This is a genomic window from Erythrobacter neustonensis (assembly GCF_001663175.1).
In the GTDB taxonomy this organism is placed as follows: Bacteria; Pseudomonadota; Alphaproteobacteria; order Sphingomonadales; family Sphingomonadaceae; genus Erythrobacter; species Erythrobacter neustonensis.
Genome location: NZ_CP016033.1, coordinates 2,232,642 through 2,256,622, shown reverse-complemented (window position 1 = coordinate 2,256,622; position 23,981 = coordinate 2,232,642). Strand labels below are relative to the sequence as shown.

The 23,981-nt window shown below is 66.2% G+C and carries 24 protein-coding genes and 1 tRNA gene; 12 read left to right on the top strand and 13 right to left on the bottom strand.

Annotated elements, in window-relative coordinates; translation table 11 throughout:
• Positions 1-2: 2 nt before the first annotated feature.
• Positions 3-2,438: an ATP-dependent helicase HrpB gene (hrpB, locus tag A9D12_RS10440; protein WP_068351586.1), complete on the bottom strand. Its 2,436-nt coding sequence runs from the start codon at positions 2,436-2,438 to the stop codon at positions 3-5.
• 20 nt (positions 2,439-2,458) lie between these two features.
• Positions 2,459-3,469 carry a polyprenyl synthetase family protein gene (locus tag A9D12_RS10435; protein ID WP_068351583.1) on the bottom strand — a complete coding sequence of 337 codons (1,011 nt, stop codon included), beginning with the start codon at positions 3,467-3,469 and terminating at the stop codon, positions 2,459-2,461.
• 69 nt (positions 3,470-3,538) lie between these two features.
• Between A9D12_RS10435 and A9D12_RS10430 the strand changes: the two genes are divergently transcribed.
• Positions 3,539-3,859 (top strand): chorismate mutase, encoded by a 321-nt coding sequence (locus A9D12_RS10430; protein ID WP_068351580.1) that lies wholly within the window; start codon positions 3,539-3,541, stop codon positions 3,857-3,859.
• A gap of 9 nt (positions 3,860-3,868) precedes the next feature.
• Here A9D12_RS10430 and A9D12_RS10425 read toward each other — a convergent pair whose 3' ends face one another.
• The 4 genes from A9D12_RS10425 to A9D12_RS10410 form a co-directional block, all read right to left on the bottom strand.
• A complete protein-coding gene (locus A9D12_RS10425; protein ID WP_197489806.1) occupies positions 3,869-5,380 on the bottom strand; it encodes a sensor histidine kinase in 1,512 nt (503 codons plus the stop codon).
• A complete protein-coding gene (locus A9D12_RS10420; protein WP_068351578.1) occupies positions 5,331-6,008 on the bottom strand; it encodes a response regulator transcription factor in 678 nt (225 codons plus the stop codon). The genes A9D12_RS10425 and A9D12_RS10420 overlap by 50 nt, the downstream gene beginning before the upstream one ends.
• A gap of 105 nt (positions 6,009-6,113) precedes the next feature.
• Positions 6,114-6,425 (bottom strand): PepSY domain-containing protein, encoded by a 312-nt coding sequence (locus tag A9D12_RS10415; protein WP_068351575.1) that lies wholly within the window; start codon positions 6,423-6,425, stop codon positions 6,114-6,116.
• A gap of 47 nt (positions 6,426-6,472) precedes the next feature.
• Positions 6,473-7,213: an SIMPL domain-containing protein gene (locus A9D12_RS10410; RefSeq protein WP_068351572.1), complete on the bottom strand. Its 741-nt coding sequence runs from the start codon at positions 7,211-7,213 to the stop codon at positions 6,473-6,475.
• Positions 7,214-7,338: 125 nt separating this feature from the next.
• Between A9D12_RS10410 and A9D12_RS10405 the strand changes: the two genes are divergently transcribed.
• Both A9D12_RS10405 and A9D12_RS10400 read left to right on the top strand, forming a co-directional pair.
• Positions 7,339-9,183: an ABC-F family ATP-binding cassette domain-containing protein gene (locus A9D12_RS10405; protein ID WP_068351569.1), complete on the top strand. Its 1,845-nt coding sequence runs from the start codon at positions 7,339-7,341 to the stop codon at positions 9,181-9,183.
• Positions 9,180-9,779 carry a uracil-DNA glycosylase family protein gene (locus A9D12_RS10400; RefSeq protein ID WP_068351565.1) on the top strand — a complete coding sequence of 200 codons (600 nt, stop codon included), beginning with the start codon at positions 9,180-9,182 and terminating at the stop codon, positions 9,777-9,779. The genes A9D12_RS10405 and A9D12_RS10400 overlap by 4 nt, the downstream gene beginning before the upstream one ends.
• Here the strand turns inward: A9D12_RS10400 and A9D12_RS10395 are convergent.
• Positions 9,772-10,254, bottom strand: coding sequence for a DUF6456 domain-containing protein (locus A9D12_RS10395; protein WP_068351561.1), 483 nt, complete (start codon positions 10,252-10,254; stop codon positions 9,772-9,774). The two genes, A9D12_RS10400 and A9D12_RS10395, sit on opposite strands and share 8 nt — an antisense overlap.
• A 131-nt stretch (positions 10,255-10,385) precedes the next feature.
• Between A9D12_RS10395 and A9D12_RS10390 the strand changes: the two genes are divergently transcribed.
• On the top strand, positions 10,386-10,964 hold the full coding sequence (locus A9D12_RS10390; RefSeq protein ID WP_068351558.1) for a helix-turn-helix domain-containing protein: 579 nt from the start codon (positions 10,386-10,388) through the stop codon (positions 10,962-10,964).
• Positions 10,965-10,991: 27 nt separating this feature from the next.
• Entirely contained in the window at positions 10,992-12,176 is a 1,185-nt protein-coding gene (locus A9D12_RS10385; RefSeq protein ID WP_068351555.1) for a glycosyltransferase, read from the top strand.
• Between the two features lie 13 nt (positions 12,177-12,189).
• Here the strand turns inward: A9D12_RS10385 and secF are convergent, their stop codons facing one another.
• From secF to yajC, 3 genes are read right to left on the bottom strand one after another with little or no spacing between them, the layout of a single operon-like run.
• Positions 12,190-13,167: a protein translocase subunit SecF gene (secF, locus tag A9D12_RS10380; protein WP_068351552.1), complete on the bottom strand. Its 978-nt coding sequence runs from the start codon at positions 13,165-13,167 to the stop codon at positions 12,190-12,192.
• Positions 13,168-13,180: 13 nt separating this feature from the next.
• On the bottom strand, positions 13,181-14,770 hold the full coding sequence (secD, locus tag A9D12_RS10375) for a protein translocase subunit SecD (protein ID WP_068351549.1): 1,590 nt from the start codon (positions 14,768-14,770) through the stop codon (positions 13,181-13,183).
• A 57-nt stretch (positions 14,771-14,827) separates the two neighbouring features.
• Positions 14,828-15,157, bottom strand: a complete 330-nt coding sequence (yajC, locus tag A9D12_RS10370; protein WP_068351546.1) for a preprotein translocase subunit YajC — start codon at positions 15,155-15,157, stop codon at positions 14,828-14,830.
• A gap of 218 nt (positions 15,158-15,375) precedes the next feature.
• Between yajC and A9D12_RS10365 the strand changes: the two genes are divergently transcribed.
• Together A9D12_RS10365 and A9D12_RS10360 are read left to right on the top strand one after the other, a co-directional pair.
• Positions 15,376-15,452, top strand: a tRNA-Pro gene (locus tag A9D12_RS10365).
• A gap of 128 nt (positions 15,453-15,580) precedes the next feature.
• Complete coding sequence (locus A9D12_RS10360; protein WP_068351543.1) at positions 15,581-16,585, top strand: XdhC family protein; 1,005 nt, start codon at positions 15,581-15,583, stop codon at positions 16,583-16,585.
• Here the strand turns inward: A9D12_RS10360 and A9D12_RS10355 are convergent.
• The 3 genes from A9D12_RS10355 to A9D12_RS10345 are packed head-to-tail and all read right to left on the bottom strand — an operon-like array spanning position 16,498 to position 19,864.
• Positions 16,498-17,109 carry a nucleotidyltransferase family protein gene (locus A9D12_RS10355; protein WP_068351539.1) on the bottom strand — a complete coding sequence of 204 codons (612 nt, stop codon included), beginning with the start codon at positions 17,107-17,109 and terminating at the stop codon, positions 16,498-16,500. The genes A9D12_RS10360 and A9D12_RS10355 overlap by 88 nt on opposite strands.
• On the bottom strand, positions 17,106-19,370 hold the full coding sequence (locus A9D12_RS10350; protein ID WP_082925521.1) for a xanthine dehydrogenase family protein molybdopterin-binding subunit: 2,265 nt from the start codon (positions 19,368-19,370) through the stop codon (positions 17,106-17,108). Before A9D12_RS10350 ends, A9D12_RS10355 begins: the two co-directional genes overlap by 4 nt.
• Positions 19,370-19,864, bottom strand: a complete 495-nt coding sequence (locus tag A9D12_RS10345; protein ID WP_082925520.1) for a (2Fe-2S)-binding protein — start codon at positions 19,862-19,864, stop codon at positions 19,370-19,372. The genes A9D12_RS10350 and A9D12_RS10345 overlap by 1 nt, the downstream gene beginning before the upstream one ends.
• Positions 19,865-20,030: 166 nt before the next feature.
• On the opposite strand from A9D12_RS10345, the gene A9D12_RS10340 reads away from it, so the two are divergent.
• The 5 genes from A9D12_RS10340 to accC all read left to right on the top strand — a co-directional run bounded on the left by A9D12_RS10340 (position 20,031) and on the right by accC (position 23,876).
• Entirely contained in the window at positions 20,031-20,930 is a 900-nt protein-coding gene (locus tag A9D12_RS10340; RefSeq protein WP_068351536.1) for an HpcH/HpaI aldolase/citrate lyase family protein, read from the top strand.
• Positions 20,931-21,006: 76 nt separating this feature from the next.
• Positions 21,007-21,420, top strand: coding sequence for a holin family protein (locus A9D12_RS10335; RefSeq protein WP_068351533.1), 414 nt, complete (start codon positions 21,007-21,009; stop codon positions 21,418-21,420).
• A 39-nt stretch (positions 21,421-21,459) separates the two neighbouring features.
• A complete protein-coding gene (locus tag A9D12_RS10330) occupies positions 21,460-21,900 on the top strand; it encodes a type II 3-dehydroquinate dehydratase (protein WP_068351530.1) in 441 nt (146 codons plus the stop codon).
• 106 nt (positions 21,901-22,006) lie between these two features.
• On the top strand, positions 22,007-22,522 hold the full coding sequence (accB, locus tag A9D12_RS10325; RefSeq protein WP_418251562.1) for an acetyl-CoA carboxylase biotin carboxyl carrier protein: 516 nt from the start codon (positions 22,007-22,009) through the stop codon (positions 22,520-22,522).
• Between the two features lie 4 nt (positions 22,523-22,526).
• Complete coding sequence (gene accC, locus A9D12_RS10320) at positions 22,527-23,876, top strand: acetyl-CoA carboxylase biotin carboxylase subunit (RefSeq protein ID WP_068351527.1); 1,350 nt, start codon at positions 22,527-22,529, stop codon at positions 23,874-23,876.
• Positions 23,877-23,981: the final 105 nt, after the last annotated feature.

Sequence of the window (23,981 nt, the reverse complement as noted above, 5' to 3'; positions counted from 1 at the left end):
GATCACGAATCGCTGCGGTTGAAGGCATTTTTCGTCTTCATGCTCGGCCGTTCGAGCCACGGCTGATCGGGCCAGCGGTGCTTGGGATAGCGGCCCTTCATGTCTTTCACTACATCGCGCCAGCTGCCCCGCCAGAAGCCCGGCAGATCGCGGGTCGATTGCACGGGACGCCCACCCGGACTGGTCAGCTTCAGCAGCAACGGCGTGGTGCCGATCATCGGCTGGCTGTCGAGCCCGAACACGCCCTGCACCCGCACCTCGACACTTGGCGCGTCATCGCCCGCATAATCGATCGCATGGCGGGTATCGGCGGGCGAGATGAAATGCGTCGGTGCCGCGCTGTCGAGCCGCTGGCGTTCGTTCCAGTCGAGCAGGCCGAGCGCTGCCTCGGCAAGGCGGTGGGGCGGCAAGTCGAGATCGCGCCGCCCCGCCAGCACCGGGGCGAGCCACGTGTCGGCGCTTTCACGCAAGGCATCGGGCGCCAAGGCGGCAATCCCTGCAAAGCGCGCGCGCGCCAGGAACCCCGCGGGCAATATATCCCCCAGTCTTTCCAGAGCCTTTTCGACAAGGATATCCACAAGCAGCGCGGGATCGGGCGAAGGCTCGGGAACGCTGGCGAGCACGATCGCGCCAAGCCGCCGCTCCCGCCGCGCCTCGACGCGGGATTTCTCGCTATTCCAGCGCGTTGTCACGCGTTCCTGTAGTTCGTCCGCAAACAGCGTTGCAATCCGTCCCGCCGCGATCTCGGCCCCAGCTGTGATCCGCGCCCCCTTTGCCTGGCCTTGCGCATCGCCGATCACGATCCACTCCGCGCGGGCCAGCGGCGCGGCGGGATCAAGCATGTAGCCGCGTCCGCCTGCGCTCAGCCAATGTTCGCCCGTGGCGTCGCGGCGGCGTGCCACGAAATCGGGCCGCGCGAGCGCAAGCGCCTCTGCCGCATCCGTGGCCGGGCTTTCGCCGATCGCCTGTGCAAGCGAGCGTGCCTGCGCCGCCCACCCGCGGGCAATCCCCGCCGCCGACTTGCTGCGCGCGCTGTTCTCGCCCCGCCAGCGTGCCAGGCGCTGCGCCAGATCTTCTCCGCGCCCGCCAAGCCCGCGTTCCTGCAGCAGCATGATCAGCCGCGCGGCATCGTCGCCCACCCCTGCCGCCGCGCCGTGAAGCACTGCGGCGGCCTGATCGGGTGCCATCGGCAGCGCGGCAACCGCTTGCCCCAGCGCGGTGATCCGCCCGCCTGCATCAAGTGCTCCCAAACCTTCAAGCGCGCGCCGCGCCGCCGCGACGGACGGCTCCGGCGGGGGATCGAGCCATGCCAGCGCCCCCGGATCGGCGGTCCCCCATTTCGCCAGCCGCAGCATCAGCGGCGCAAGATCGGCCTGAAGGATCTCGGGCGGAGCAAATTCGGGCAGTCCGGCATGACCGGCTTCTTCCCACAGGCGGTAGGCCACGCCCGGCCCCTGCCGCGCCGCACGGCCTGCGCGCTGTGCTGCCGATGCGCGGGATGCGCGGCGCGTCACCAGACGCGTAGTGCCTGCCGCGCGGTCGAATTCGGCAAGCCGCGCCAGCCCGCTGTCCACCACGACCCGCACCCCGTCGAGCGTTAGCGACGTCTCGGCAATCGCGGTTGCGAGCACGATGCGTCGCCGCCCCTCGGGATCGCAGCGGATTGCGGCGCGCTGCGCAGCAGGATCGATCTGGCCGTGAAGCGCATGAACCGGGGTTTCGGGCAGCCGCGCTTCGATCCGTTCGCGCACCCGCTCGATCTCGCGCACCCCGGGGAGGAAGGCAAGGATATCGCCCTCTTCGTTGCGCCACGCCGTCATGATCGCGGATGCCATGCGATCCTCGATCCCGAGCGAGGCATCTCCGCCAAGCCATTTGATCGTCAGCGGAAAACTGCGCCCCTCACTTTCGATGATGGCAGCATCACCGCCAAGCAGCCGCGCAAACCGCGCGCCGTCGATCGTCGCGGACATGACGAGCAGGCGCAGATCCTCGCGCAGGATGCTGCGGGTTTCGAGCGCCAGTGCAAGTCCCAGATCATTGTCGAGGCTGCGTTCGTGCGCCTCGTCGAACAACACCGCCGACACCCCGGACAGTTCAGGATCATCGACCAGCCGGTTAACCAGAATCGCCTCGGTCACGACCAAGATACGCGTGCGGTCTGACACCTTGCTGTCGAGCCGGGTGATGTAACCCACCGTCTGCCCGGGTGTCTCGCCGAGCATCTGCGCGATGCGCTCGGCTGCGGCGCGGGCAGCCACACGGCGCGGCGAGGTGAGGATGATTTGTCCGGTGCACCATGCCTCGCCCAGCAGATCGGGCGCGACAGCCGTCGTCTTGCCGGCTCCCGGCGGCGCGACCAGCACCCCCGCACCCGTTTCGGCGAGCGCAGCACGGATCTGCGGGAGGACAGACTGGATGGGAAGAACCGGGCTCATCGCCCCGCCCGATAGCCGGATCAGTGGCCCCGTGCGACCGCGAATTGCGCCGCTTCGGCCATTGCCGCGCGCGCCTTGGAATCCGGGAAGATCGCGATCGCATCGATCGCGCGCTGCGCGAAAAGGCGCGCGCGTTCCCGCGTATCGGCGAGCGCATTGTGCTTGCCGATCAATCGGATCGCGTGGGCGAGGTCATCATCGGACGTGCGATGGCCGATGATCGCATCTTTCCAGAACTTGCGTTCTTCCTCGTTCCCGCGCGCATAGGCGAGGATCACCGGCAGCGTCATCTTGCCTTCGCGGAAATCGTCGCCCTGATCCTTGCCCATTTCGGCGGCGTCGGAATCGTAATCGATCGCATCGTCGACGAGCTGGAAGGCCACGCCAAGGTTGCGGCCATAGGCCTCGAGCGCACGCTCCTGCTCGTCCGAGCATTCCGCAACCACGGCGGCGATCTGACTGGCGGCGGCGAACAGTGCGGCGGTCTTGGCGCCGATGATGTGGAGATATTGCTCTTCGCTGGTCGCAATCTGGCGCTGTGCGGAAAGCTGCGACACTTCGCCCTCGGCGATCACCGCACTGGCGCGCGACAGGATTGACAGGACGCGCAAGGAGCCGTCCTCGGTCATCAGTTCGAACGCGCGGCTGAACAGGAAGTCGCCGACGAGAACGGTGGCGGGATTGCCGAAAATGATGTTGGCCGCCGCCTTGCCTCGCCGAAGTTCACTGCCGTCGACCACATCGTCGTGCAGCAGCGTTGCGGTGTGGATGAACTCGACCGCCGCGGCGAGCTTGTGATGGCGCGTGCCCTTGTAGCCCACCAGTTCGGCACCTGCGAGGGTGAGCATCGGGCGCAGCCGCTTGCCCCCACCGCTGATCAGGTGGCCAGCAAGACGCGGGATCAACGGAATTTCGCTTTGCATCCGGTCGAGGATGACCGCGTTGACCGAATTCATGCCGCCGGCCGTCAAGGACAGCATCGGGTCGAGTGTCGGCGCCTTGCGGGGCATAGGGAGGATGTCGGCACTCATGCTGCTTGCGGCTCTAGGGCGGGCCGCGCGTGCTTGGCAAGCGCAGAATTGCTGCTAGTTTTGCGTTCCATGCCGCATGATCCGCAAGCCTCGCCCCTGCCCGAACACGCGCCCGATGCGGTGCTGGCGGCGTTTCGCAAGAGCATCGACAATATCGACGCCGCGATCATCCATATGCTCGCCGAACGTTTCCGGATCACGCAGGCAGTGGGCGAATACAAGGCACGCGCCACACTGCCGCCTGCCGATCCCGAACGCGAGGCACGCCAGATCGCACGGCTGCGCAAGTTGTCGGAAGACGCCGATCTCGATCCCGAATTTTCCGAAAAATTCCTGCGCTTCATCATCGACGAGGTGATCCGTCACCACGAACGCGCCGCCGCGGGCTGAACCGGGATTTCAGCTGGCGCGCGGCAGGCGTAGTTCGACAAGCAGGCCGCCCAGGTCCTCGCTGGTGCCGAGTGTGACGCTGCCACCGTAGATTTCTGCGACATCGCGCACGATCGCAAGGCCAAGACCGGTCCCGGGCTTGCCCGTGTCGAGCCTTGCGCCGCGATCGAAGATCCGCACGCGCTCAGCCTCAGGGATGCCGGTGCCGTCATCCTCGACCCAGATCAGACACATCCCGGGATCCTGCGGTGCCTCGGCTTCGTCGGGGTCGATCGTCACGAACACCGACCCGCCACCATATTTGGCCGCATTCTCGATCAGATTGCCGAGCAGCTCGTCCAGATCCTGCCGTTCGAGCGAGACCATCGCATCGCGGCCGCCCGCGATATCGAGGCGGCCTTCGGGATAGAGCCGCTCGACCGCACGGCGCACGGCTTCGGCGCTGTCGCGGACATTGGTGCGCGCATGGCCCACCGCGCGGCGCCCCACCGCGCGGGCGCGCGCCAGGTGGTGATCGACGTGGCGCTGCATCGTCCGCGTCTCGCGCATTACCGCTTCCCCCAGATCGGGCGCGCGCGCGGTGGCCGCGTTGGTGAGCACGGTCAGCGGGGTCTTGAGAGCATGCGCAAGATTGCCGGCGTGGCGGCGGGCCTCTTCGGCCTGATGCTCTGAATGTTCGAGCAGCGCGTTCAGTTCGTCGACCAGCGGCTGCACTTCGAGCGGCAATGGCTCGGTGATCCGGCCCGCGCCGGTGGTGCGCAGGTTCTGGATCGCGGCGCGCACGCGGCGGAGCGGCGAGAGGCCATAGCGCACCTGCATCAGCGCCATCAAAAGCAGGCCAAGGCCCAGCACCGCAAAGCTCCAGATCAGGATCAGCCGCACCCGGCTGACCTGCGCGTCCATCTGTTCGGTTGCGCTGGCAACCGCGAAGGTCCAGCGCGTCTCGCTGCCCGGGAGGATCACGGTGCGCTCGGCGATCCGCAGCGGTTCGCCTGCGAACTGGTCCGAATCATAGACGTGAACATCGCTGTCGAAATGGCCGGCCTTGGCGTCCATCCCCTGCAACTTGAGCGTCCGGTCCCACAGGCTGCGCGAGGGCCAGGGTTCGTAGTTGCCGCCCGATATCTGCCAGTAAAGCCCGCTGCCCGGCTCAAGAAAACGTTGATCGCCCAGCGTGCGATAGAACCATACCTCGCCGCTGGCATCGATCTCGGCCGACGCGATCATCGCGGTCAGCTGGTAATCGAGCTGTTCGTCGAAGTTGGCTTCGACCTGGCTGGTGAGCGTGCGTTCAAGCGCGATGCCGCCGCCCAGCAAGAGAACCGAAATCCACCCGGCAGCGATCAACCCCATGCGCCGCGCAAGGCTGGCGCGCGGCTGCGGCGGGTGTGTCAGATCGTCGGCGGGCGCACCGAGGCCGTCCCCGCCACCGAGCGGAGAAGCGGAACGATCGCCGCCGCCGGAAGCCGGATCAGGCGCGCGGCTGATCGGCGGGGTCGTCGAGGCTGTAACCGAGGCCACGGATGGTCGTAATCACGTCTGCACCCAGCTTCTTGCGAATACGGGTGACGAAGACTTCGATCGTGTTCGAATCGCGGTCGAAATCCTGATCGTAGATATGTTCGATCAATTCGGTGCGGCTGACGACCTTGCCCTTGTGGTGCATCAGGTAGCTCAGCAATTTGTATTCCTGCGCGGTCAGCTTGACCGGCTCGCCCGCCAGCGTCACGCGGCCAGAACGGGTGTCCAGCCGCACGTCGCCTGCGGTGAGTTCGGAGGACGTATTGCCCGATGCGCGGCGGATCAACGCGCGCAGACGGGCGATCAGTTCTTCGGTCTGGAACGGCTTGGCGAGGTAATCGTCCGCGCCTGCATCAAGCCCGGCGACCTTGTCGCTCCACGAATCGCGCGCGGTCAGCACCAGCACCGGGAAGGCGCGCCCCTCGCGGCGCCACATGCCCAGCACGCTCAATCCGTCGATTTCCGGCAGCCCCAGATCGAGCACGACCGCATCATAATCCTCGGTCGAACCCATAAAATGCCCGTCCTCGCCATCGACCGACAGGTCGACCGCGTAGCCCTGGCCTTCAAGTGTCGACTTGAGCTGTGCGCCAAGGGTGGGTTCGTCTTCGACGATCAGAATGCGCATGAGGATCCGGTTTCCTGATTAACGTTGGCCGGGTTGGTGCGCGATTGACGCGAATGCGTCAAGCAAGGCTGACGGCAATCCTTGCCGACTGTCCCCGGCACGTTGTCAGCGAGAGCGCCCGATAACCCTGCCCGTGCGGGCATCGACATCGACATAGGTGACACGGCCATCCTTGATGAACTTCAAGCGGTAGGCGCGCGCGGTCGAATCGTAGGCAAATCCGAGATATTCAGCCCCGCGCATCGCAGGCAGGATGCGCGCCTCGATCTCGCTCGAGCGCATGATCGTGCCGGCCTGAAGCTCGCGCCGCGCTTCGCCTTGGTCACCGCGCGGCTGATCCTTCTGCGCCATGGCAGGCGCGCCGATCAGGGCGAGAAGAGCAAGCGAAATTCGCAGCGAGGCGCGGGGAGCATTCATGACAGAACCATGCCTACCCCCCGGCCATTGAACAAGCCGTGAATGGCTTATCGCGCGGCAGGTGCTCCCGTCAGCTCGAAGGTGACGGTCACAGTCACGCCTGCGGAGACCATCCCCGGCTCGACCGGGGCAACCGGCGCAGAGACATCTGCCGAAACGACGCGCATCTTTGCCGATTCGAACGGCATCGGCATCCCGGTCAGGCTTTCGTTGATCGCCAAGACGCGGGCGCCCGAATAGCCGAACATACCGGCATAATCCTTGGCCTGCGCGGTGGCGCGCGCAACGGCACGTTCGCGCGCCTGCTTCTTGGCGGCGGTATCATCGTCAATGCTGAAGGTCGGGCCATTCAGATCGGTCGCACCCGCGGCGACCAGCGCATCGAGCACGCGGCCCGTATCGGCGACCTTGCGCAATTTGACGCTGACGCGGTTCGATGCCTGATAGCCGCGGAAAATCTGGCGCTGCGTGGTCTGGTCGTAATCGTAGCGCGGGTTGAGATTGATGCCGGTGGTCTGGATATCGCGCGCGGCAATCCCGAGCGATTTGATCCGGTCGACCACCTTCTTCATTTCGACCGAATTCAGACGCAGGGCTTTAGTCGCAGTCGTAGCCTCGGTGCTGACGCCGGCACCGATCGTGGAGGTGTCGGGCGCGATCTCGACGTTTTCGAAGACGGTCAGTTCGACCACGGGGCCGGTCGCGGCGATATCGACCTGCGGTGCAGCGGCTGCGGCTGCGGAGATGGACATCGCCGATGCGGCGGCAAGGATAGTCACTGATTTCATTGGGGCATTCCTCCGGTTCGCCTCGTGCCTGACACGGCTCGGCTTTCTGGCGGTTGAACCGGACCGGGCGGTCACATGTTCCCTGCCCTTGTGGCGATGGCCGCCAGCCCTTACGTGCTCCGCCTATGGCACAGCCCCCAATTTTCTCGTTCGAAGGTCTCGCATTGCAACAGGGGGGGCGCTGGCTGTTCGGCGGGCCGACACCCACCAGCGGCGCGGCGCCGATCGATCTGCATGTCCTGCCGGGCGATCGGCTCGCGCTGATCGGACGCAATGGCGCGGGCAAGACAACGCTGCTGCGGCTGATCGCCGGGCAGATCGATGCCGACCGGGGGGAGCGCCGGATCAAGCCAGGAACGCGGCTGGTGTTCCTCGAACAAGATCCCGATTTCACCCCCTTCGCCACGCTGATGGACTTTGCGATCGGCGGCGACGATGCGCCCGCAGCGCATGAGGTGGAAGCCATTGCCGGTCAGCTCGGGATCGACCTGACCCGCGAGGCCGCCACCGCGAGCGGGGGCGAGAAGCGCCGCGCCGCGCTCGCCCGCGCGCTGGCGCAGGACCCGGACCTCATCCTGCTCGACGAGCCGACCAACCACCTCGATCTGGCCGCGATCGACTGGCTTGAGGACTGGCTGTCGCGTTACCGCGGGGCCTTCATCACCATTTCCCACGACCGCACCTTCCTGACCCGGCTGACGCGCGCGACCTTGTGGCTCGACCGGGGGACGCTGCGGCGCAAGGAAGTGGGCTTTGGCGGATACGAGGCGTGGGAGGAAACCGTCTATGCCGAAGAGGCGCGCAATGCCGATCGGCTCGATGCCAAGCTGAAGCTCGAAGCGCACTGGCTCGAACGCGGGGTGACCGCGCGGCGCAAGCGCAATCAGGGCCGGCTGGAGAAACTCTACCAGATGCGCGAAGTGCGCGCCGCGATGATCTCGGGTGCCGGCACCGCCAAACTAAAGCTCGCCAGCGATGCCGATTTCAAATCCAAGTCAGTGATTGTCGCGGACAATATTTCAAAGACTTACGGGACACGCGCGATCATCAAGCCGTTCTCGCTGCGGATCCAGAACGGCGACCGCATCGGCATCGTCGGATCGAACGGCGCAGGCAAGACCACCTTGCTGAAACTGCTCACCCGCGAAATCGAGAGCGATACCGGCTCCGTCACCCATGCCCGCACGCTGACCGGGGTGATGATCGACCAGCAGCGCAAGCTGCTCGCGCCCGATGCGACGGTGCGGCAGATCATTGCCGAGGGCGGCGACTGGATCGATGTGCGCGGGGTGCGCAAGCACGTGATGGCCTATCTCAAGGATTTCCTATTCGATCCGGGCCTCGTCGATACCAAGGTCGGTATTCTGTCGGGCGGCGAACGCTCGCGTCTGCTGCTCGCGCGCGAATTTGCGCGCACCGCGAACCTGCTTGTGCTCGACGAGCCGACCAACGACCTCGATCTGGAAACGCTTGATCTGCTTCAAGAAGTCATCGCCGATTTCGACGGCACCGTGCTGATCGTCAGCCACGACCGCGACTTCCTCGACCGCACGGTCACGATCACGCTGGGGCTCGACGGATCGGGCAAGGTGGATATCGTCGCGGGCGGATACGCCGATTGGGAAGCGCGCCGCAAAGCGCCGCCAGCGGGAGGCAAAACGGGGTCCAAAGCGGGTCAAGGTGGGTTCGAGACGGGGTCTAGAGGGGGGCAAAAACCCGTTCCTACAAAACCCGCCGCAGCACCGAAATTGACCTACAAGGATCAGCGCGATTACGAAATCCTGCCTGCGCGGATCGAGGAACTCGAAGCCGCGATTGCCAAGGGCGAGGCGCTGCTGAGCGATCCCGAACTCTACACCAAAGACCCGGCGCGGTTTGCGACGATCAGCACCGGGGTGGCGAACGCGCGGGCGGAAAAGGACGCGGCAGAGGAACGCTGGCTGATGCTGGCGGAAATGGTCGAGGGTTGAAGAAGACCGAACGGGGCGGGGATTACATCGACGACCTGCGCCGGCGGATCGCCGCTTGCACCCTGTGCGCCGCGCATCTGCCGCTCGGGCCGCGCCCCATCGTGCGGTTTTCGCCCACCGCGCGCGTGTTGCTGGTGGGCCAGGCGCCGGGCACGAAGGTCCATGCCAGCGGCGCTGCGTGGGACGATGACAGCGGCGACCGGCTGCGCGAATGGCTCGGGCTCGACAAGGCCACGTTCTACGACGACGACAAGATCGCGCAGATGCCGATGGGGTTCTGCTATCCGGGCCGCGCGGGCGGCGGGGATGCGCCGCCGCGCCGCGAATGTGCGCCGCGCTGGCATGATGCGGTGCTCGACATTCTGCCCGACGACCGGCTGACGCTGCTGATCGGGGTGCATGCGCAGGCGCGCTATCTGCCGCATCTCAAGCGGATGGGCCTGGCGGAGCGTGTCGCACGTTTCGGCGAAGACCTGCCCTTTGTCGCGCTCCCCCACCCTTCATGGCGCGCGCGGATGTTCGTGGCCAAACATCCGTGGTTTGCAGACGAGGTGCTGCCGACCTTGCGCGAGATGATCGCCGCGCGGGTCAGGTGATCCGGTAGAACCCCGCAACCCGTTCGAGCGCGAATCGCAGCACAAGCTTGCCGCTGCGCGCGGGCCACCCCATCCCTTTTTCCGCGTCGGGCAAGGCCTCGCCAGCGCAGACCACGCGCCACAGAATATCCTCGAGCCCGTGCCCGGCGGCCTTGATCGCCCCGTCGAATCGCTGACGCGCGGCGATCTGGCGTTCGGTCGGGTCGAGCCCGCCCGGTGCGGTCGAGGCGCTGCGCACCGGGTCCCAGCGCATCGTGATGCTGGCAGGCAGCTGTGCGCGCTCGTAATCGGCACGCAATGCTTCGCCGGCATCGAGCAACCGCTGCGACAGATGCCCGCGCGCATGCAGCCAGACCAGCGGGCTTTCGGCAAGATTGACCGTCACCGAACGGCTGCGGCGCAAACCGCCTGGCCCTGCGGCGCGGCTCCGCGGGCCTTCGGAGGTGAGTTCGCGTTCGACGAGATGGCGTTTCATGCAGGGCTCCTTGGCACGTTGTGGCCGACAGGACTTGCCAAGCGGCACAAAGTGTAGGAAAGAAAAAACCAATCCGGTTAATTCTGCGGGCGACTTTAGCCGCCACGCGATCGAGCCAAAGAAGGCGTGACATGACCAACCGCATCCGCGATTTCCGCAAGGCCAAGGGCATGACGCTGGCCGATCTGGCTGCGGCCTGCGATCCGCCAACCACTGCGCAGACCATCGGTCGTCTCGAAACCGGGATGCGGCAATTGTCGCTTGGCTGGCTCAATCGGATTGCCGCCGCTCTGGGCGTCGAGCCTGCCAGCCTGATGCGCGCAGGCGAACAGAGCGCGGTTCAGATCGTCGCCGAGCTGGGCCCCGCGGGCGCAGAGGCGCTGCGCACCCCGCGCGAAGCCGTCGCGCCCAGCGCGCTTTCAACCGGCGATGGCCCTTCGCCGATGGTGCTTGCGGTGAGCCACAGCGCGGGCGAATATCGCAGCGGCGATCTGGTGTGGCTGCGCCCGATCAACATGCAAGCGGTGGGCGCCGCGATGAATTGCGATTGCCTCGTGCCGCGTCCGGGCGGGCGGTTTGCCTTTGGCCGGTTGATCGACCGGCGCGGGACGATGGTGGGCCTGCTTCCCCCCGGCGCCGGGCAGAAGCAGGTGGTGGTCGACAACCCGCCATGGATCGCGCGCGCATTCATGCTGGTGCGGTCGCTGTAACCGCCACCGCTTGCAAGGGAGGCCTTCGTGAACCACGTTCTGGCAATCTCGACCCTCTATCCCAACCCGGTCACCCCGCGGTTCGGGACCTTTGTCGCGCGCTCGCTCGAGGCGCTGGCGCGGCGCGGCGACTGGCGGGTGACCGTGATCAATCCGATCGGCCTGCCGCCGGTGGCGTTTGGTCGCTATCGCGCGCTCGCCGATCTGCCTGCTGTCAGCGAGGAGTGCGGAATTACCGTCCACCGCCCGCGTTTCACGCTGATCCCGCGCATCGGCGCGCGTTACAATGCCGCCGCGATTGCCGCCGCCGTGCTGCCATTGGCGCAGCGACTCGATACCGAAACCCCGGTCGATGTGATCGACGCGCAATTCTTCTTCCCCGATGGGCCCGCTGCGGCCCAGATCGCGCGAAAGCTTGACCGGCCCTTGTCGATCAAGGCGCGCGGAAGCGACATCACGCTCTGGGGGGAGCGCGGCTTTGCGCGCACGCAAATGGTCGCCGCGGCGCGGCAGGCCAAGGGGCTGCTTACCGTGAGCGCCGACTTGGCCGACCGGATGGCCGCAATGGGGATGGAGCGCGCCAAGATCACGCTGCATTACACCGGCCTCGACCGCGACCGGTTCCGGCCCTTCAACCACCCGCAACTGCGCCGGCAATTGTCCGAGGAGTTGGGCTTTGCCCTTCCCGATGGCGTGCCGCTGCTGGTGTGTGTCGGCGCACTGATTGCGCGCAAAGGGCAGGCGATCGCGATCCGCGCGCTGCATGCCATCCCCGAGGCCTTGCTGGTGCTGGTCGGCAAGGGCGAGGACGAGGCCGATCTGCGCGCGCTGGCGGCAAGCGAGGGCTTGGCACCCCGCGTGTTCTTTGCCGGCTCGATCGACCATGATCTGATGCCGCTGATCCTGTCGGCGGCCGATGTGATGGTATTGCCCACCGCGAACGAGGGGCTCGCCAATGCCTGGGTCGAGGCGCTGGCCTGCGGAACCCCGGTGGTCACCTGCGATGTCGGGGGGGCACGCGAGCTTATCGCCACCGACACGGCAGGCAGACTGGTCGAACGCACGCCCGAAGGCGTCGCCGCAGGGGTCAACGCGGTGCTCGCCGCCCGGCCCCCGCGCGAGGCGGTGGCGGCCTTGGCCGAAGGCTTCAGCTGGGATGCGAACGCCGCCGGTTTGGCGGCGCATTACGAAAAGCTGGTGAGCGGGGCCTGAGCCCCGCCCGCCTTCAGCCTTCGCCGCGTGCGAGCTTTTCCTGGCGGTCGACCGCGCTTTCGGTCTGCACGAAGCTGTTCGAGGTCACCCCCATCCAGATCAGCAGCGGCCCGGCCATGTAGATCGACGAATAGGTGCCGATGAACAGGCCCGTGGTGATCGCCGCAACCATGCCGAACAGGCTTTCCGGCCCGAGGAACAAGAGCGGGATCAGCGCGATGAACAGCGTCAGCGAGGTCATCACGGTGCGCGCCAGCGTCTCGTTGACCGACAGGTCGAGCAGTTCGAACATCGGCATCTTGCGATACTTCTTCATGTTCTCGCGGATGCGGTCATAGACCACGATCGTATCGTTCAACGAATAGCCGATAATCGCGAGAATCGCGGCGACGATCTGCAGGCTGAACTCCATCTGGGTCAGCGCGAACAGGCCCACCGTGACCGACACGTCGTGCACCAGCGCGAACATCGCGCCAACACCGAACTGCCATTCGAAGCGTATCCAGATGTAGAGCGAAACCGCTGCCATCGCCGCGAGCAGCGCCAGCATCGCCTGATCGCGGAATTCGCCCGCGACCTTGCCCGAAACGGTGTCGTTGCCGTCCTTGCGCGCGTCGGGATAGGCCTCGGTGATCGTTGCGATCACGCGGTCGCCGATCGCGGTTGCTGCGCCCGGGGTATCCTCGGCCCCTTCGGGCAGCGCGACGCGGATCGACACCTGGTTGGGCGCGCCGAATTCCTGCACCACGGGTTCGCCGTAACCCAGCCCGCCGACCAGTTCGCGCAACGGCGCGATGGGTGCGGTCTGCTGTTCCTGGAAGGTGATGCGCACTTCCTGTCCACCGGCAAAATCGACCCCGAAGTTGAGGCCGTTGACGGCCACCGCGATCCAGCTCCCCACGATCAGCACGATGCTGAGCACGAAGAACGGCACACGCAGTTTCAGGAACTTGATATTGGTGTTGTCGGGGACGAGCTTCAGAAGTTTCATGGGTCAGCCCTCCTCAGATATTGATGTCGTTGGGGCGCGCCTTGCGCAGCCACCCGGCGACGAACATGCGGGTCAGCGTGACCCCGGTGAAGACCGAGGTGACGATGCCGATCACCAGCACCACCGCAAAGCCCTTGATCGGGCCCGACCCGAACGCGAACAGCGCAACGCCCGAAATGACGTTGGTGAGGTTCGCGTCCCAGATCGCGCGGCTGGCTTCCTTGTAGCCGGTCTCGACCGCGGCAACGACCTTGCGGCCGCGCGCGCGTTCTTCGCGGATGCGTTCGTTGATCAGCACGTTGGCATCGACCGCCGCCCCGATCGTGATGACGAAGCCCGCGATCCCCGGCAGCGTCAGCGTGAACCCGCCCAGCGCCATCAGCCCCAGCAGCATCAGCACGTTGAAGACCAGCGCGACCGTGGCGTAGATGCCGAAGCGGCCATAGGTCGCCACCATCAGCGCGATCACCGCAAGGCTGCCGATGCCCATCGCGAGCAACCCCTTGCGGATAGAATCCGCGCCGAGATCGGGGCCGACGGTGCGTTCTTCGACCACCGCAAGCGGCACGGGCAAGGCGCCCGAACGCAGCGAGATCGCGAGATTGTTCGCGCTTTCCGGCGTAAAGCTGCCGGAAATCTGCGCGCGCCCGCCGATGATCGGTTCGTTGATGTTGGGCGCCGATAGCACCTTGCCATCGAGGATGATCGCGAAGGGCTTGCCGACATTTTCGGTGGTGAGCTTGGCAAACTTGGCCCCGCCCTGCGCATCGAACGAGATCGAGACGATGCTTTCGTTGGTCTGCTGGTCGCGGCTCGCCTGTGCGCCGGTGAGGTTGTCACCGCGAATCCCGCCAAGCCTGCGCACCGCGATCGCGCCGCTTTGCCCGTCGGCATAGGGGACGATCTGGCTACCGGCAGGCGCGATGCCTGCCTGCACGTTGCTGGGCAGTGCGTTCAAATCGACCAGCTTGAATTCGAGCTGCGCGGTCTGGCCGAGCAGGTTCTTGAGCGCGTCGGGGTCCTGCAGGCCGGGCACCTGCACCACGATCCGCGTGTCGCCCTGTCGGATGATCGTCGGCTCGCGCGTGCCCAGTTCGTCGATCCGGCGGCGCACGACTTCGGTGGCGCTGTCCATCGCATCGTCGATCGCCTGCGCGACGCCCGCGTCGGTCTGGCTGAGCACCATGCGCTGGCCATCGACCACGTTCAATTCCCATTCGCGCACGGTGGTCTGGCCCTGCATCACCGGTTCGATCAGCCCGCGTGCGCGGTCGATATCGGCGGCGTTTTCGAGCATGAAGGACAATTGCCCGCCCGCGGTCGAGACATCGCCGATGCGGATCCGCGGGGTCGCGCCGCGCATGAGCTGACGCACGGTTTCTTCCATGTTGTCGAGCCGCTGCGCGCGCACGTCGCTCGCCTTGGCTTCGAGCAGCAAGTGCGAGCCGCCGGCAAGGTCAAGCCCGAGATTGACTTCGGGGCGCGGCAGCGACGCGGGCCAATCGAGCCCCGCGACATTGAACAGGGATGGCAGCGCGAGCAGCGAGGCTGCCAGCGTCACCGCCCACAGCGACAGCTTTTTCCAGAGGGGAAAGTCGAGCATTGCGTCAGGATCTCACACGCAGGAAGAAATTATGCGGCGCTCGCGCGGCCGGCCGGATCAATCGTTGGCGGGCGCGCCGCCGGGCGTGATGATGTCGCCCAGCGTCGCCTTGACCGCCTTGACGCGGACATTGGCGCCAAGCTCAAGCTCGACATAGGTTTCGTCGACCTTGATCACCTTGCCCAGAAGACCGCCGGCAGTGATCACCTGATCGCCCTTTTTGACGGCGGCGACCTTTTCCTGGTGCTGCTTCTGCTTTTTCATCTGCGGATTGATGATCAGGAACCAGAAGATCGCGATCATGCCGACGATCGGCACGATGTTCATCAGCAGCGCGGTACCCGAAGAGGCGCCCGCCCCGGCGGCAGCAAGAAGGTCGATTGTCATGCGATAAAGAGCCCGTCAGATCCGGTGATTGCGACAAGGAGGCTCGCGCCCCCCGTGATTTCAAGTGGGCGCGCCTAGCAGCAATGCAAGCGTCTCGCAATCTTTGCCCCGTGGTTGGCACGCCGCCTGCCGCAGCGTTCGGCCGAAGTGCAGATTGCGGCACGAAAGCGGCTTGCCAGCCTTGCAGACCCCCCCTATAGGCGCCCCTCCACTGGTGACGGGACGTAGCGCAGCCTGGTAGCGCATCACACTGGGGGTGTGGGGGTCGGAGGTTCGAATCCTCTCGTCCCGACCAGTGGAATTTTCCTTCTTTCTTTGGCTGACCGGGGCAGATTGCCCGCCTTTCAGGCGCTGCGGCGCGATTGCGCGCCCGCGTTCGGCGGCGTAGGCGGGCGGCATGTTCCTGCCAAAACGCCTTGTCCCATGATCCCCCGCCAACTTTCCGCCGCGCTCGACGATATTCGTCAGGCGCTCGTCGCCATGCCTGCGCTGCCGCCGCGCCTCGCAATCGCGACGCTGGTCGAGGTCGACGGTTCGGCCCCGCGCGATGTCGGCGCGCAGATGCTGATCACGCCCGATGCGCAGTGGGGTTTCCTGTCGGGTGGGTGCATCGAGGATGATGTCGCGCAGCACGGGCGCGCGGTGCTGGCCGAAGGCGCGCCGCGGCTGCTGCGTTATGGCGAAGGCAGCCCGTGGTTCGATATCAGGCTGGCCTGCGGATCGGGAATAAGCGTGCTGGTCGAACCGGTGGCCGCCGATGATCCCGCGCTGGCGGTGCTGTGCGATAGCTGGCGGGCGCGGTATCCGGTGATGTGGAGGAGCGACGGCAAGGCGCGCAGCATCGCTGCTTGCAGCGATCCCGCCCGCGATGAGTGGGACGGGGCGCGTTACACGCGGTTCTATCCCCCACCTTTGCGGCTGGTTCTGATCGGCGAGGATGGCGCGGCGCTGACGGCGGCCCACCTTGCGCAGACGATGGGCTGGGAGGTTGTGCTGGTGTCCCCCGGCGGGCCCGAGGCTGCGCCTCTGCCGGGACTTGCCTATCATCGCGGCGATCCTGCCGCCGCGCTCGCCGCCATCGCACCCGACCGGTGGACGGCAATCGCAGTGCTATCGCACGACCGCGAGGATGACGAGCGCGGCCTGGCCGCTGCGCTGCAATCATCGGCGTTTTATGTCGGCGCAATCGGCGCGCGCGCGCGGCTGGAGGGGCGGATCGCGCGGCTTGCGGGTCACGGGGTCGGCGAAGCGGACATTGCCCGGCTCAACGCGCCGATCGGTCTGGCGGGCTTTGCCAAGACACCGCGCGATGTCGCGCTGTCGCTGGTCGCCGAGGTCGCTCAGGCCGCGCAGGCTGCCGCGATTCGCGCCAGATCATCCGGCGTATCGATATCGAGCAGCACGCCCGCATCATCGGTATCACAATAGTCCACCCGTTCGGGGTGCGCCCTGAACAATGCGGCGGCGCCTTCGTCGCCTGTCAGCGCCTGCAAATCGGCAAAGGCTGCGCGGGTGAAAGCGACCGGATGCCCGGGCTTGCCGTCATGGCGCGGGCGCGCGGCATAGCCGTTGTCGAGCGCGGCTTGGGCAAGGTTCGTGCAAATACCTTCGGGCACCGACGGCATGTCGCCCAGAAATACGCACACGCCCTGCATGCCGGGCGCGAGCGCGGCGATTCCCATCCGCAAGGTGGCTGCCATGCCTTCGGCCCAGTCCGCTGCCGCGATGATCCGGCATGCCGCACCTTCGAGCGCCGCGCGCACCGCAGCCTCGTCGGCGCCGGTCACCACCACCACATCGGCAAAGCCTGCGCTGCGGGCGCGATCCGTCACGCGGCGGATCACCGGCACGCCGGCAAGATCGGCAGAAAGCTTGCCCCCGCCAAAGCGCCGCCCCGCTCCGCCGGCGAGCACCAGCGCGGCCCAGCCGTCGAGCGGTGCGCCGCCGGTCAAGCGCTGGCCTGCGTCAGCACTGGCAGGTTGCGCACCCGCTTGCCCGTCAGCGCGGCCAATGCGTTAGCGAGCGCGGGGCTGGCGGGCGGCAGGCCCGGCTCGCCGATCCCGCCGGTCTTCGCTCCGCTTTCGATGAAGTGGACATCGACCTGCGGCGGGGCATCGGCAAGCTTGAGAATCGGGTAATCGGCAAAGTTGCTCTGCACCACCGCACCCTTGTCGAGCGTGATCGCTTCGCCCAATGCGGAGGACAGCCCCATGATCAGACCGCCCGAAATCTGCGCTTCGGCGTTGCGCGGATTGATCGTCGTGCCGCAATCGACCACCGCAAAGGCGCGGACCACCCTGGGGGTGCCGTCGTCCTTGAGGGTCGCTTCGACCACCTCGGCCACGATCGTATCGAAGCTTTCGACGATCGCGATGCCGCGGCCCACGCCTTCGGGCAGCGGCGTGTTCCAGCCGGCGCGCCTGGCGACTTCGTCCAGCACCCTGAGATGCCGCGAGCCAGGTGCCAGATGCCTGCGCCGGAACTGGTAGGGGTCCTCGCCCGCTGCCTGGGCGAGCTCGTCCATGAAGCTTTCGGTGTAGAATCCGATCTGCGTCGCATTGACCGATCGCCACGGCCCGTCGACCTGGTTCGACTGATAGGCGAAATGCCGCCGCGAAGTGGCCGGGATGGCGTAGATGAAGGGGACCTCGCCCTCGGCATTGCCGCTTTGCGCGTAATCCATGCGCAGGGCGGTGATGCGGCCATCGTCCAGCACCGCCTTCATCCGCGCCGAGGATTGCGGGCGATAGGTGCCGTGGGTGACTTCCTGCTCGCGGCTCCAGATCAGCTTGACCGGGTATGGCACCTGTTTTGCCAGCAACGCGACCTGATCGATGATTTCGGTCACATCGGGGAAGCGCCGGCCAAAGCCGCCCCCCATGATCATCGGGTGGAAGACGACGTTGCCCACCTCCAGCCCGGCGGCCTTGGCGGCGCGTACGCGGGTGCTGAGCGGGTCCTGCAATCCTCCCCACATGTGCAGCGTGCCATCCTTGAAATGGCCGGTGAGCGCGAAGGGCTCCATCATCGCATGGTGCAGGAACGGCACGCGGTATTCCGCCTCGACCAGCTTCGCGCCCGCAGCGCCGAACGCCGCCTCGACATCGCCGTCACCCGCCGCGTTGTCGGCCTTGCCGCCATCCATCAGTTTGGCCTGCGCGCCGTAGATCGCTGCGGTGGAGACGCTGGCATGCCCGCCATCGGTGAATTGCGGGGACAGCGCCGCCAGCCCCTTGGTCGCGGGCCAATAGCCGTTGGCAACCACGATCACCGCATCGTCGAGCGTGACGACCTTTTCCACCCCCCTGACCGCCAGCGCGGGCGCGGCATCGACCGATTGCAGCGTGCCGCCGCGCACCGGAGCGGCAGCAATCGCGGCAATCCGCATGTCGGGGAGCGTGAAGTCGATCCCGTAAACCGCGCTGCCATCGACCTTGGCGGGAATATCGCGGCGGGGCACGTCCGTGCCGATCAGCGTCCATTGATCACGCGTCTTGAGCGGCGGATCACCGCTGAGCGACCGCTCGGCTGCGCCCGCCGCCAACTCGCCATAGCGCAGCGCGCGGCCCGAGGCGGCGTGCGTGACGCGGCTGTTCGCGGTGGTCAGTTCGGCTTCGGGAACGCCCAGCCGTTCGGCGGCCTCGGCCACCAGCGCCGCACGCACCGCTGCGCCCGTGCGCCGCATCCCGACCTCCCCGGTAAAGCGCACCGCGGAGGATCCGCCCGTAATCTGGAGCGGCATCGAACGCGCCATCATCCCGATCACTGCGTCGGGCAACAGCCCGGCCACGGCCTCTCCCGTCATCGTCGGCAGGAAGCCCTTGGCCAGCGCATCATTGGCGAAAGCCGGATCGGCCGGGGCCTGTTCGATCCGCACCTTTTCCCAGTCGGCGTCAAGCTCGTCCGCGAGCATCTGGCCAAGCGCGGTGTGCGAGCCCTGTCCGAAATCGATGTGCGGCGAATAGACCGTGACGGTGTCATCCTCGGCGATCTTGAGGAAGGTGGCAAAACCATGCTCGCCCTTGCCCACGGTCAGCGCCCGCGCCCGCGCGCTGGCCGAATTGCCCGACCACCACACGCCGAAGATCCCGCCGCCCACCACCAGCGCCGAACCGGCCAGGAAGATGCGGCGCTTGATCCCCTTGCGCTTTGGTGCGGGCGCAGCGCTCTCTGCCTCGGGATAGTCGAGATGCGGGGTCGGATTGTCGGCCATTATGCCTCTCCCGTCCGGGCCGCACCGGGCGCTGCGGCTGCCGCGCCGGTGGCCGCGAGGATCGCCTGGCGAATGCGCGGATAGGTGCCGCAGCGGCAGATATTGGTCATCGCCTCGTCGATCTGCGCATCGGTCGGCGTGCCCACAGCCTCGATCAAAGCGGCGGCCGCCATGATCTGGCCCGACTGGCAGTATCCGCATTGCGGCACCTGCGCGTCGATCCAAGCCGCCTGCACCTTGTGCAGCGTGCCGTCGGTGCCCTTCAACCCTTCGATCGTGGTCACCGCCTTGCCTGCAAGCTCGCTCACCGGAATGCTGCACGACCGGCCGATCGCCCCATCGATATGCACGGAGCACGCTCCGCACGCGGCGATGCCGCAGCCGAACTTGGTGCCGGTCAGCTTGAGCTCGTCACGCAGCACCCAGAGCAGCGGCGTATCGTCGTCGACCGCGACGCTGACCGGCTTGCCGTTGACGGAAAATGCTATGGCCACAGACGTCGCTCCCCCAAGGATCGCAAAATTTGCGTCTCTTGTAGCAACCGGATTGCCGCCGCGCCAAACGCAAAAGAAGGTAGGCGCCGACTCCGCCGCTCACACCCTTGCAGCAAGCCCGCGCCGTCCGTAAGCGCCAAGGGCACGACAAGAGGATTGCCAGACCATGCTGCCCACCGCGCCCGCCCTGCCCAAGATGCGTTCATGGCTGTTTGCGCCAGGCGACAGCGAAAAGAAGATGGGCAAGGCAATCGCCGGCGCCGCAGATATCGCGCTGCTGGACCTCGAAGATTCGGTTGCTCTGGAAAACAAGCCCGCCGCGCGTGCGCTGGTGGCCGAGACGATCAAAGCGTCGGACAACCGCGCGCGGTTGTGGGTGCGGATCAATCCGGTTTCGACCGCGGACTGCATCGCCGATCTGGTCGCGGTGATGCCCGCGCAGCCCGGCGGCGTGTTCCTGCCCAAGGCCGAAGGCGCAGCCGATGTGACGCGGCTGCACCACTATCTCACCGCGCTGGAAGCGGCGAACGGGATCGTGCAGGGGCGCACCCTGATTGCCGCGCTGGTCACCGAGACTGCGGCGGCGATGTTCAAGACCGGCGATTATGCCGGCGACTATCCGGGGCGCGAGCGGCTGGTGGCGATGAGCTGGGGGGCCGAAGACCTGTCCTCGGCATTGGGCGCACGCGAACAGCGCGGCCCCGACGGAGAATATGCACACACCTACGAAATGGCGCGCAGCCTGTGCCTGATCGGGGCCGCCGCGGCAGGGGTTGCCCCGATCGAAACCGTGCAACCCGAGTTTCGCGATCTCGACGCGCTGGGAGCGCGCGCGCGGCGGGTGCGGGCGCAGGGGTTTGCCGGAATGCTGGCGATCCACCCGGCGCAGGTCGATCCGATCAATGCCGCGTTCACCGCCAGCGCCGAGGAACTCGCCCACGCGCGCGCGGTGGTGCAGGCCTTTGCCGATCATCCCGGCGCGGGCGTGGTCGCGCTGGACGGCGCCATGCTCGACCGCCCGCATCTGGTGCTGGCACAGCGCCTGCTTGCCGACGCAGAGAGGTAATCGGTTAAATGATTTTTCTACTCTAACCTATTTGGTCATTTGATGGCGCGACTCACCAAACAGGAGCGCGCGCATCATGGCCCTCGTCGACATTCTCATCGGCCCCATCGCCTCGATCATCGATAAGATCATCCCCGACAAGGAAGCGCAGGCGCGTGCCGAGCTTGAACTGATCGCGCTGCAGGGCACGCAGGACATGCAGATGATCGAGACGCAATTGAAGGCGATCGTCGCGGAAGCCAATTCCGCCGACCCTTGGACCAGCCGCGCACGGCCCAGCTTTTTGTATGTGATGTATATACTGCTGCTCGCCGCACTGCCAATGGGGGTGCTCTCCGCCTTCAGCCCCGCCGCCGCGCAGGATATCGCGGCGGGCATGAACGCCTATCTCGCCGGCCTGCCCGAACCGCTCTATGCGCTCTTCGGCACCGGCTACCTCGGCTACACCGCCGCGCGCCAGTGGGGGAAGGCCAAGGGCACCGACAGGTAGCGCTTTTGCATTCGCGCGCCGCGCGCTAACGGCGGGGCCATGACCAACCTCGTATATGTCCTCAACGGCCCCAACCTCAATCTTCTCGGCACGCGTGAGCCGGAGATTTACGGCACCACCACGCTCGATGATATCGCCGGGATGCTCGAAGACCGCGCGCGCGATCTGGGTCTCGAAATCGAGATGCGCCAGACCAATCACGAAGGGATGCTGGTCGATTGGCTGCACGAGGCACAAGCCGAAGGCGCGCGCGCAGTGCTGCTCAATGCGGCCGCCTATACCCACACCTCGATCGCGCTGCTCGATGCGATAAAGGCGATCCGCACACCGGTGATCGAGGTGCATCTGTCCGATCCCAAAACCCGCGAAAGCTTCCGGCACACATCCTATGTCGGCATGGCGGCGGCGATGACAGTCGAGGGGCATGGCGCGGATTCATACCGCATCGCGCTCGAAGCCGTAGCGTCCGGCGCGGTCTGATCCGTCACCAGACTTTCACATTTTCGATCCCTTGCCACTTGCCAGCCGCAATTGGTGGCAATAGTCCCGCGCGATATTCGGGCGAACCAAAGGATAAGGGATCTTCATGTCGAACGACGAGGGACAGGACAAGCACTCGGCAACGCGCAAGTCGGGGGGCATGAACATCGACACCGCACTGGTGCGCGAGCTCGCAGAACTGCTCAACGAAACCGGCCTCACCGAAATCGAGGTCGAGGACGATGATCGCAAGATCCGTGTGTCGCGCGGCGCTGTCGCCGCTGCCGCGCCGGTCTATGCCGCAGCGCCCGCTCCTGCCGCCGCAGCAGCGCCGGCTGCCGCCGCTCCCGCTCCGGCAGAGCCTGCCGCACCCGCTGGCCCCGACATGACCAATGCGGTCAAATCGCCGATGGTCGGCACCTGCTATCTCACCCCCGAACCGGGCGCAGCGCCGTTCATTTCGGTGGGCCAGGCGGTCAAGGAAGGCGACACGCTGCTGATCGTCGAAGCGATGAAGGTGATGAACCCGATCACCGCACCGCGCGCCGGCACCGTCACCGCGATCCTGATCGAGAGCGCGCAGCCGGTCGAATTCGACCAGCCTCTGGTGGTGATCTCGTAAGCTCATGGGCATTAAACGCATCCTGATCGCCAACCGGGGCGAGATCGCCTTGCGCATCCACCGCGCCGCACATGAAATGGGTATCGAAACCGTCGCGGTGCATTCCACCGCCGATGCCGACGCGATGCACGTGCGTCTTGCCGACCACGCGGTCTGCATCGGCCCGGCACCTGCGGCCGAGAGCTATCTCAACATCGCCAACATCATCTCGGCGGCCGAGATCGCGCAGTGCGATGCGATCCACCCCGGCTATGGTTTCCTGTCCGAGAATGCCAAGTTCGCCGATATCGTCGAGGCGCACGACATCATCTGGATCGGGCCCAAGCCCGAGCATATCCGCACGATGGGCGACAAGATCGAGGCCAAGCGGACCGCGGGCGCACTGGGCCTGCCGCTGGTGCCGGGCTCGGACGGCGCGGTATCGGACATCACCGAGGCCAAGGCGATCGCCGAGGCGGCGGGCTATCCCGTCATCATCAAGGCGGCGAGCGGCGGCGGCGGGCGCGGCATGAAGGTGTGCAACAGCCCCGACCAGCTCGAAACGCTGATCCAGCAGGCGGGCAGCGAAGCCAAGGCCGCGTTCGGCGATGCCACGGTCTATATCGAGAAATACCTCGGCAACCCGCGCCACATCGAATTCCAGGTGTTCGGCGATGGCAATGGCAACGCGATCCATCTGGGAGAGCGCGACTGCTCGCTTCAGCGCCGGCACCAGAAGGTGCTCGAAGAAGCCCCCTCCCCCGTCATCAGCCACGAAGAACGCATGCGCATGGGCGAGGTTTGCGCCAAGGCAATGCGCGACATGGGTTATCGCGGCGCAGGCACGATCGAATTCCTGTGGGAAAACGGCGAGTTCTATTTCATCGAAATGAACACCCGCCTGCAGGTCGAACACCCCGTGACCGAAGCGATCACGGGTCTCGATCTGGTGCGCGAACAGATCCGCATCGCCGAGGGCCGGCCGCTGTCGGTCACGCAAGAGGATATCGAGTTCAAAGGCCACGCGATCGAGTGCCGGATCAACGCCGAGGATGCGTTCAACTTTGCCCCCTCGCCCGGTCTCGTGACCTATTTCCACGCGGCTGGCGGCATGCATGTGCGCGTGGATTCGGGACTCTACGCCGGATACCGGATCCCGCCCTATTACGACAGCATGATCGCCAAGCTGATCGTCTATGGCCGCACCCGCGAAGGCTGCATCATGCGCCTGCGCCGCGCGCTTGAAGAGATGGTGGTTGAAGGGGTGAAGACCAACATCCCGCTGCACCAGGAACTGCTGCGGCAGGACGACGTGCTCAACGGCGATTATTCGATCAAGTGGCTCGAGGACTGGCTGGAAAAGCGCGAAGTCTGACAGCCATAATTCAGCGGTGCAATTTTGCTGCACCGCAACACAAATCGACATGCCATGCGGGCGGGAAGGTTGGACCTTTCCGCCCGCTTCGCTATGCAAGCCCTT

What these genes read in the sequence shown, in the direction of transcription:
- hrpB (WP_068351586.1), bottom strand. Translation starts at nt 2,438, where the DNA reads ATGAGCCCGGTTCTTCCCATCCAGTCTGTCCTCCCGCAGATCCGTGCT.
- A9D12_RS10435 (WP_068351583.1), bottom strand. Translation starts at nt 3,469, where the DNA reads ATGAGTGCCGACATCCTCCCTATGCCCCGCAAGGCGCCGACACTCGAC.
- A9D12_RS10430 (WP_068351580.1), top strand. Translation starts at nt 3,539, where the DNA reads ATGCCGCATGATCCGCAAGCCTCGCCCCTGCCCGAACACGCGCCCGAT.
- A9D12_RS10420 (WP_068351578.1), bottom strand. Translation starts at nt 6,008, where the DNA reads ATGCGCATTCTGATCGTCGAAGACGAACCCACCCTTGGCGCACAGCTC.
- A9D12_RS10415 (WP_068351575.1), bottom strand. Translation starts at nt 6,425, where the DNA reads ATGAATGCTCCCCGCGCCTCGCTGCGAATTTCGCTTGCTCTTCTCGCC.
- A9D12_RS10410 (WP_068351572.1), bottom strand. Translation starts at nt 7,213, where the DNA reads ATGAAATCAGTGACTATCCTTGCCGCCGCATCGGCGATGTCCATCTCC.
- A9D12_RS10405 (WP_068351569.1), top strand. Translation starts at nt 7,339, where the DNA reads ATGGCACAGCCCCCAATTTTCTCGTTCGAAGGTCTCGCATTGCAACAG.
- A9D12_RS10395 (WP_068351561.1), bottom strand. Translation starts at nt 10,254, where the DNA reads ATGAAACGCCATCTCGTCGAACGCGAACTCACCTCCGAAGGCCCGCGG.
- A9D12_RS10390 (WP_068351558.1), top strand. Translation starts at nt 10,386, where the DNA reads ATGACCAACCGCATCCGCGATTTCCGCAAGGCCAAGGGCATGACGCTG.
- secF (WP_068351552.1), bottom strand. Translation starts at nt 13,167, where the DNA reads ATGAAACTTCTGAAGCTCGTCCCCGACAACACCAATATCAAGTTCCTG.
- secD (WP_068351549.1), bottom strand. Translation starts at nt 14,770, where the DNA reads ATGCTCGACTTTCCCCTCTGGAAAAAGCTGTCGCTGTGGGCGGTGACG.
- yajC (WP_068351546.1), bottom strand. Translation starts at nt 15,157, where the DNA reads ATGACAATCGACCTTCTTGCTGCCGCCGGGGCGGGCGCCTCTTCGGGT.
- A9D12_RS10360 (WP_068351543.1), top strand. Translation starts at nt 15,581, where the DNA reads ATGATCCCCCGCCAACTTTCCGCCGCGCTCGACGATATTCGTCAGGCG.
- A9D12_RS10350 (WP_082925521.1), bottom strand. Translation starts at nt 19,370, where the DNA reads ATGGCCGACAATCCGACCCCGCATCTCGACTATCCCGAGGCAGAGAGC.
- A9D12_RS10340 (WP_068351536.1), top strand. Translation starts at nt 20,031, where the DNA reads ATGCTGCCCACCGCGCCCGCCCTGCCCAAGATGCGTTCATGGCTGTTT.
- A9D12_RS10335 (WP_068351533.1), top strand. Translation starts at nt 21,007, where the DNA reads ATGGCCCTCGTCGACATTCTCATCGGCCCCATCGCCTCGATCATCGAT.
- A9D12_RS10330 (WP_068351530.1), top strand. Translation starts at nt 21,460, where the DNA reads ATGACCAACCTCGTATATGTCCTCAACGGCCCCAACCTCAATCTTCTC.
- accB (WP_418251562.1), top strand. Translation starts at nt 22,007, where the DNA reads ATGTCGAACGACGAGGGACAGGACAAGCACTCGGCAACGCGCAAGTCG.
- accC (WP_068351527.1), top strand. Translation starts at nt 22,527, where the DNA reads ATGGGCATTAAACGCATCCTGATCGCCAACCGGGGCGAGATCGCCTTG.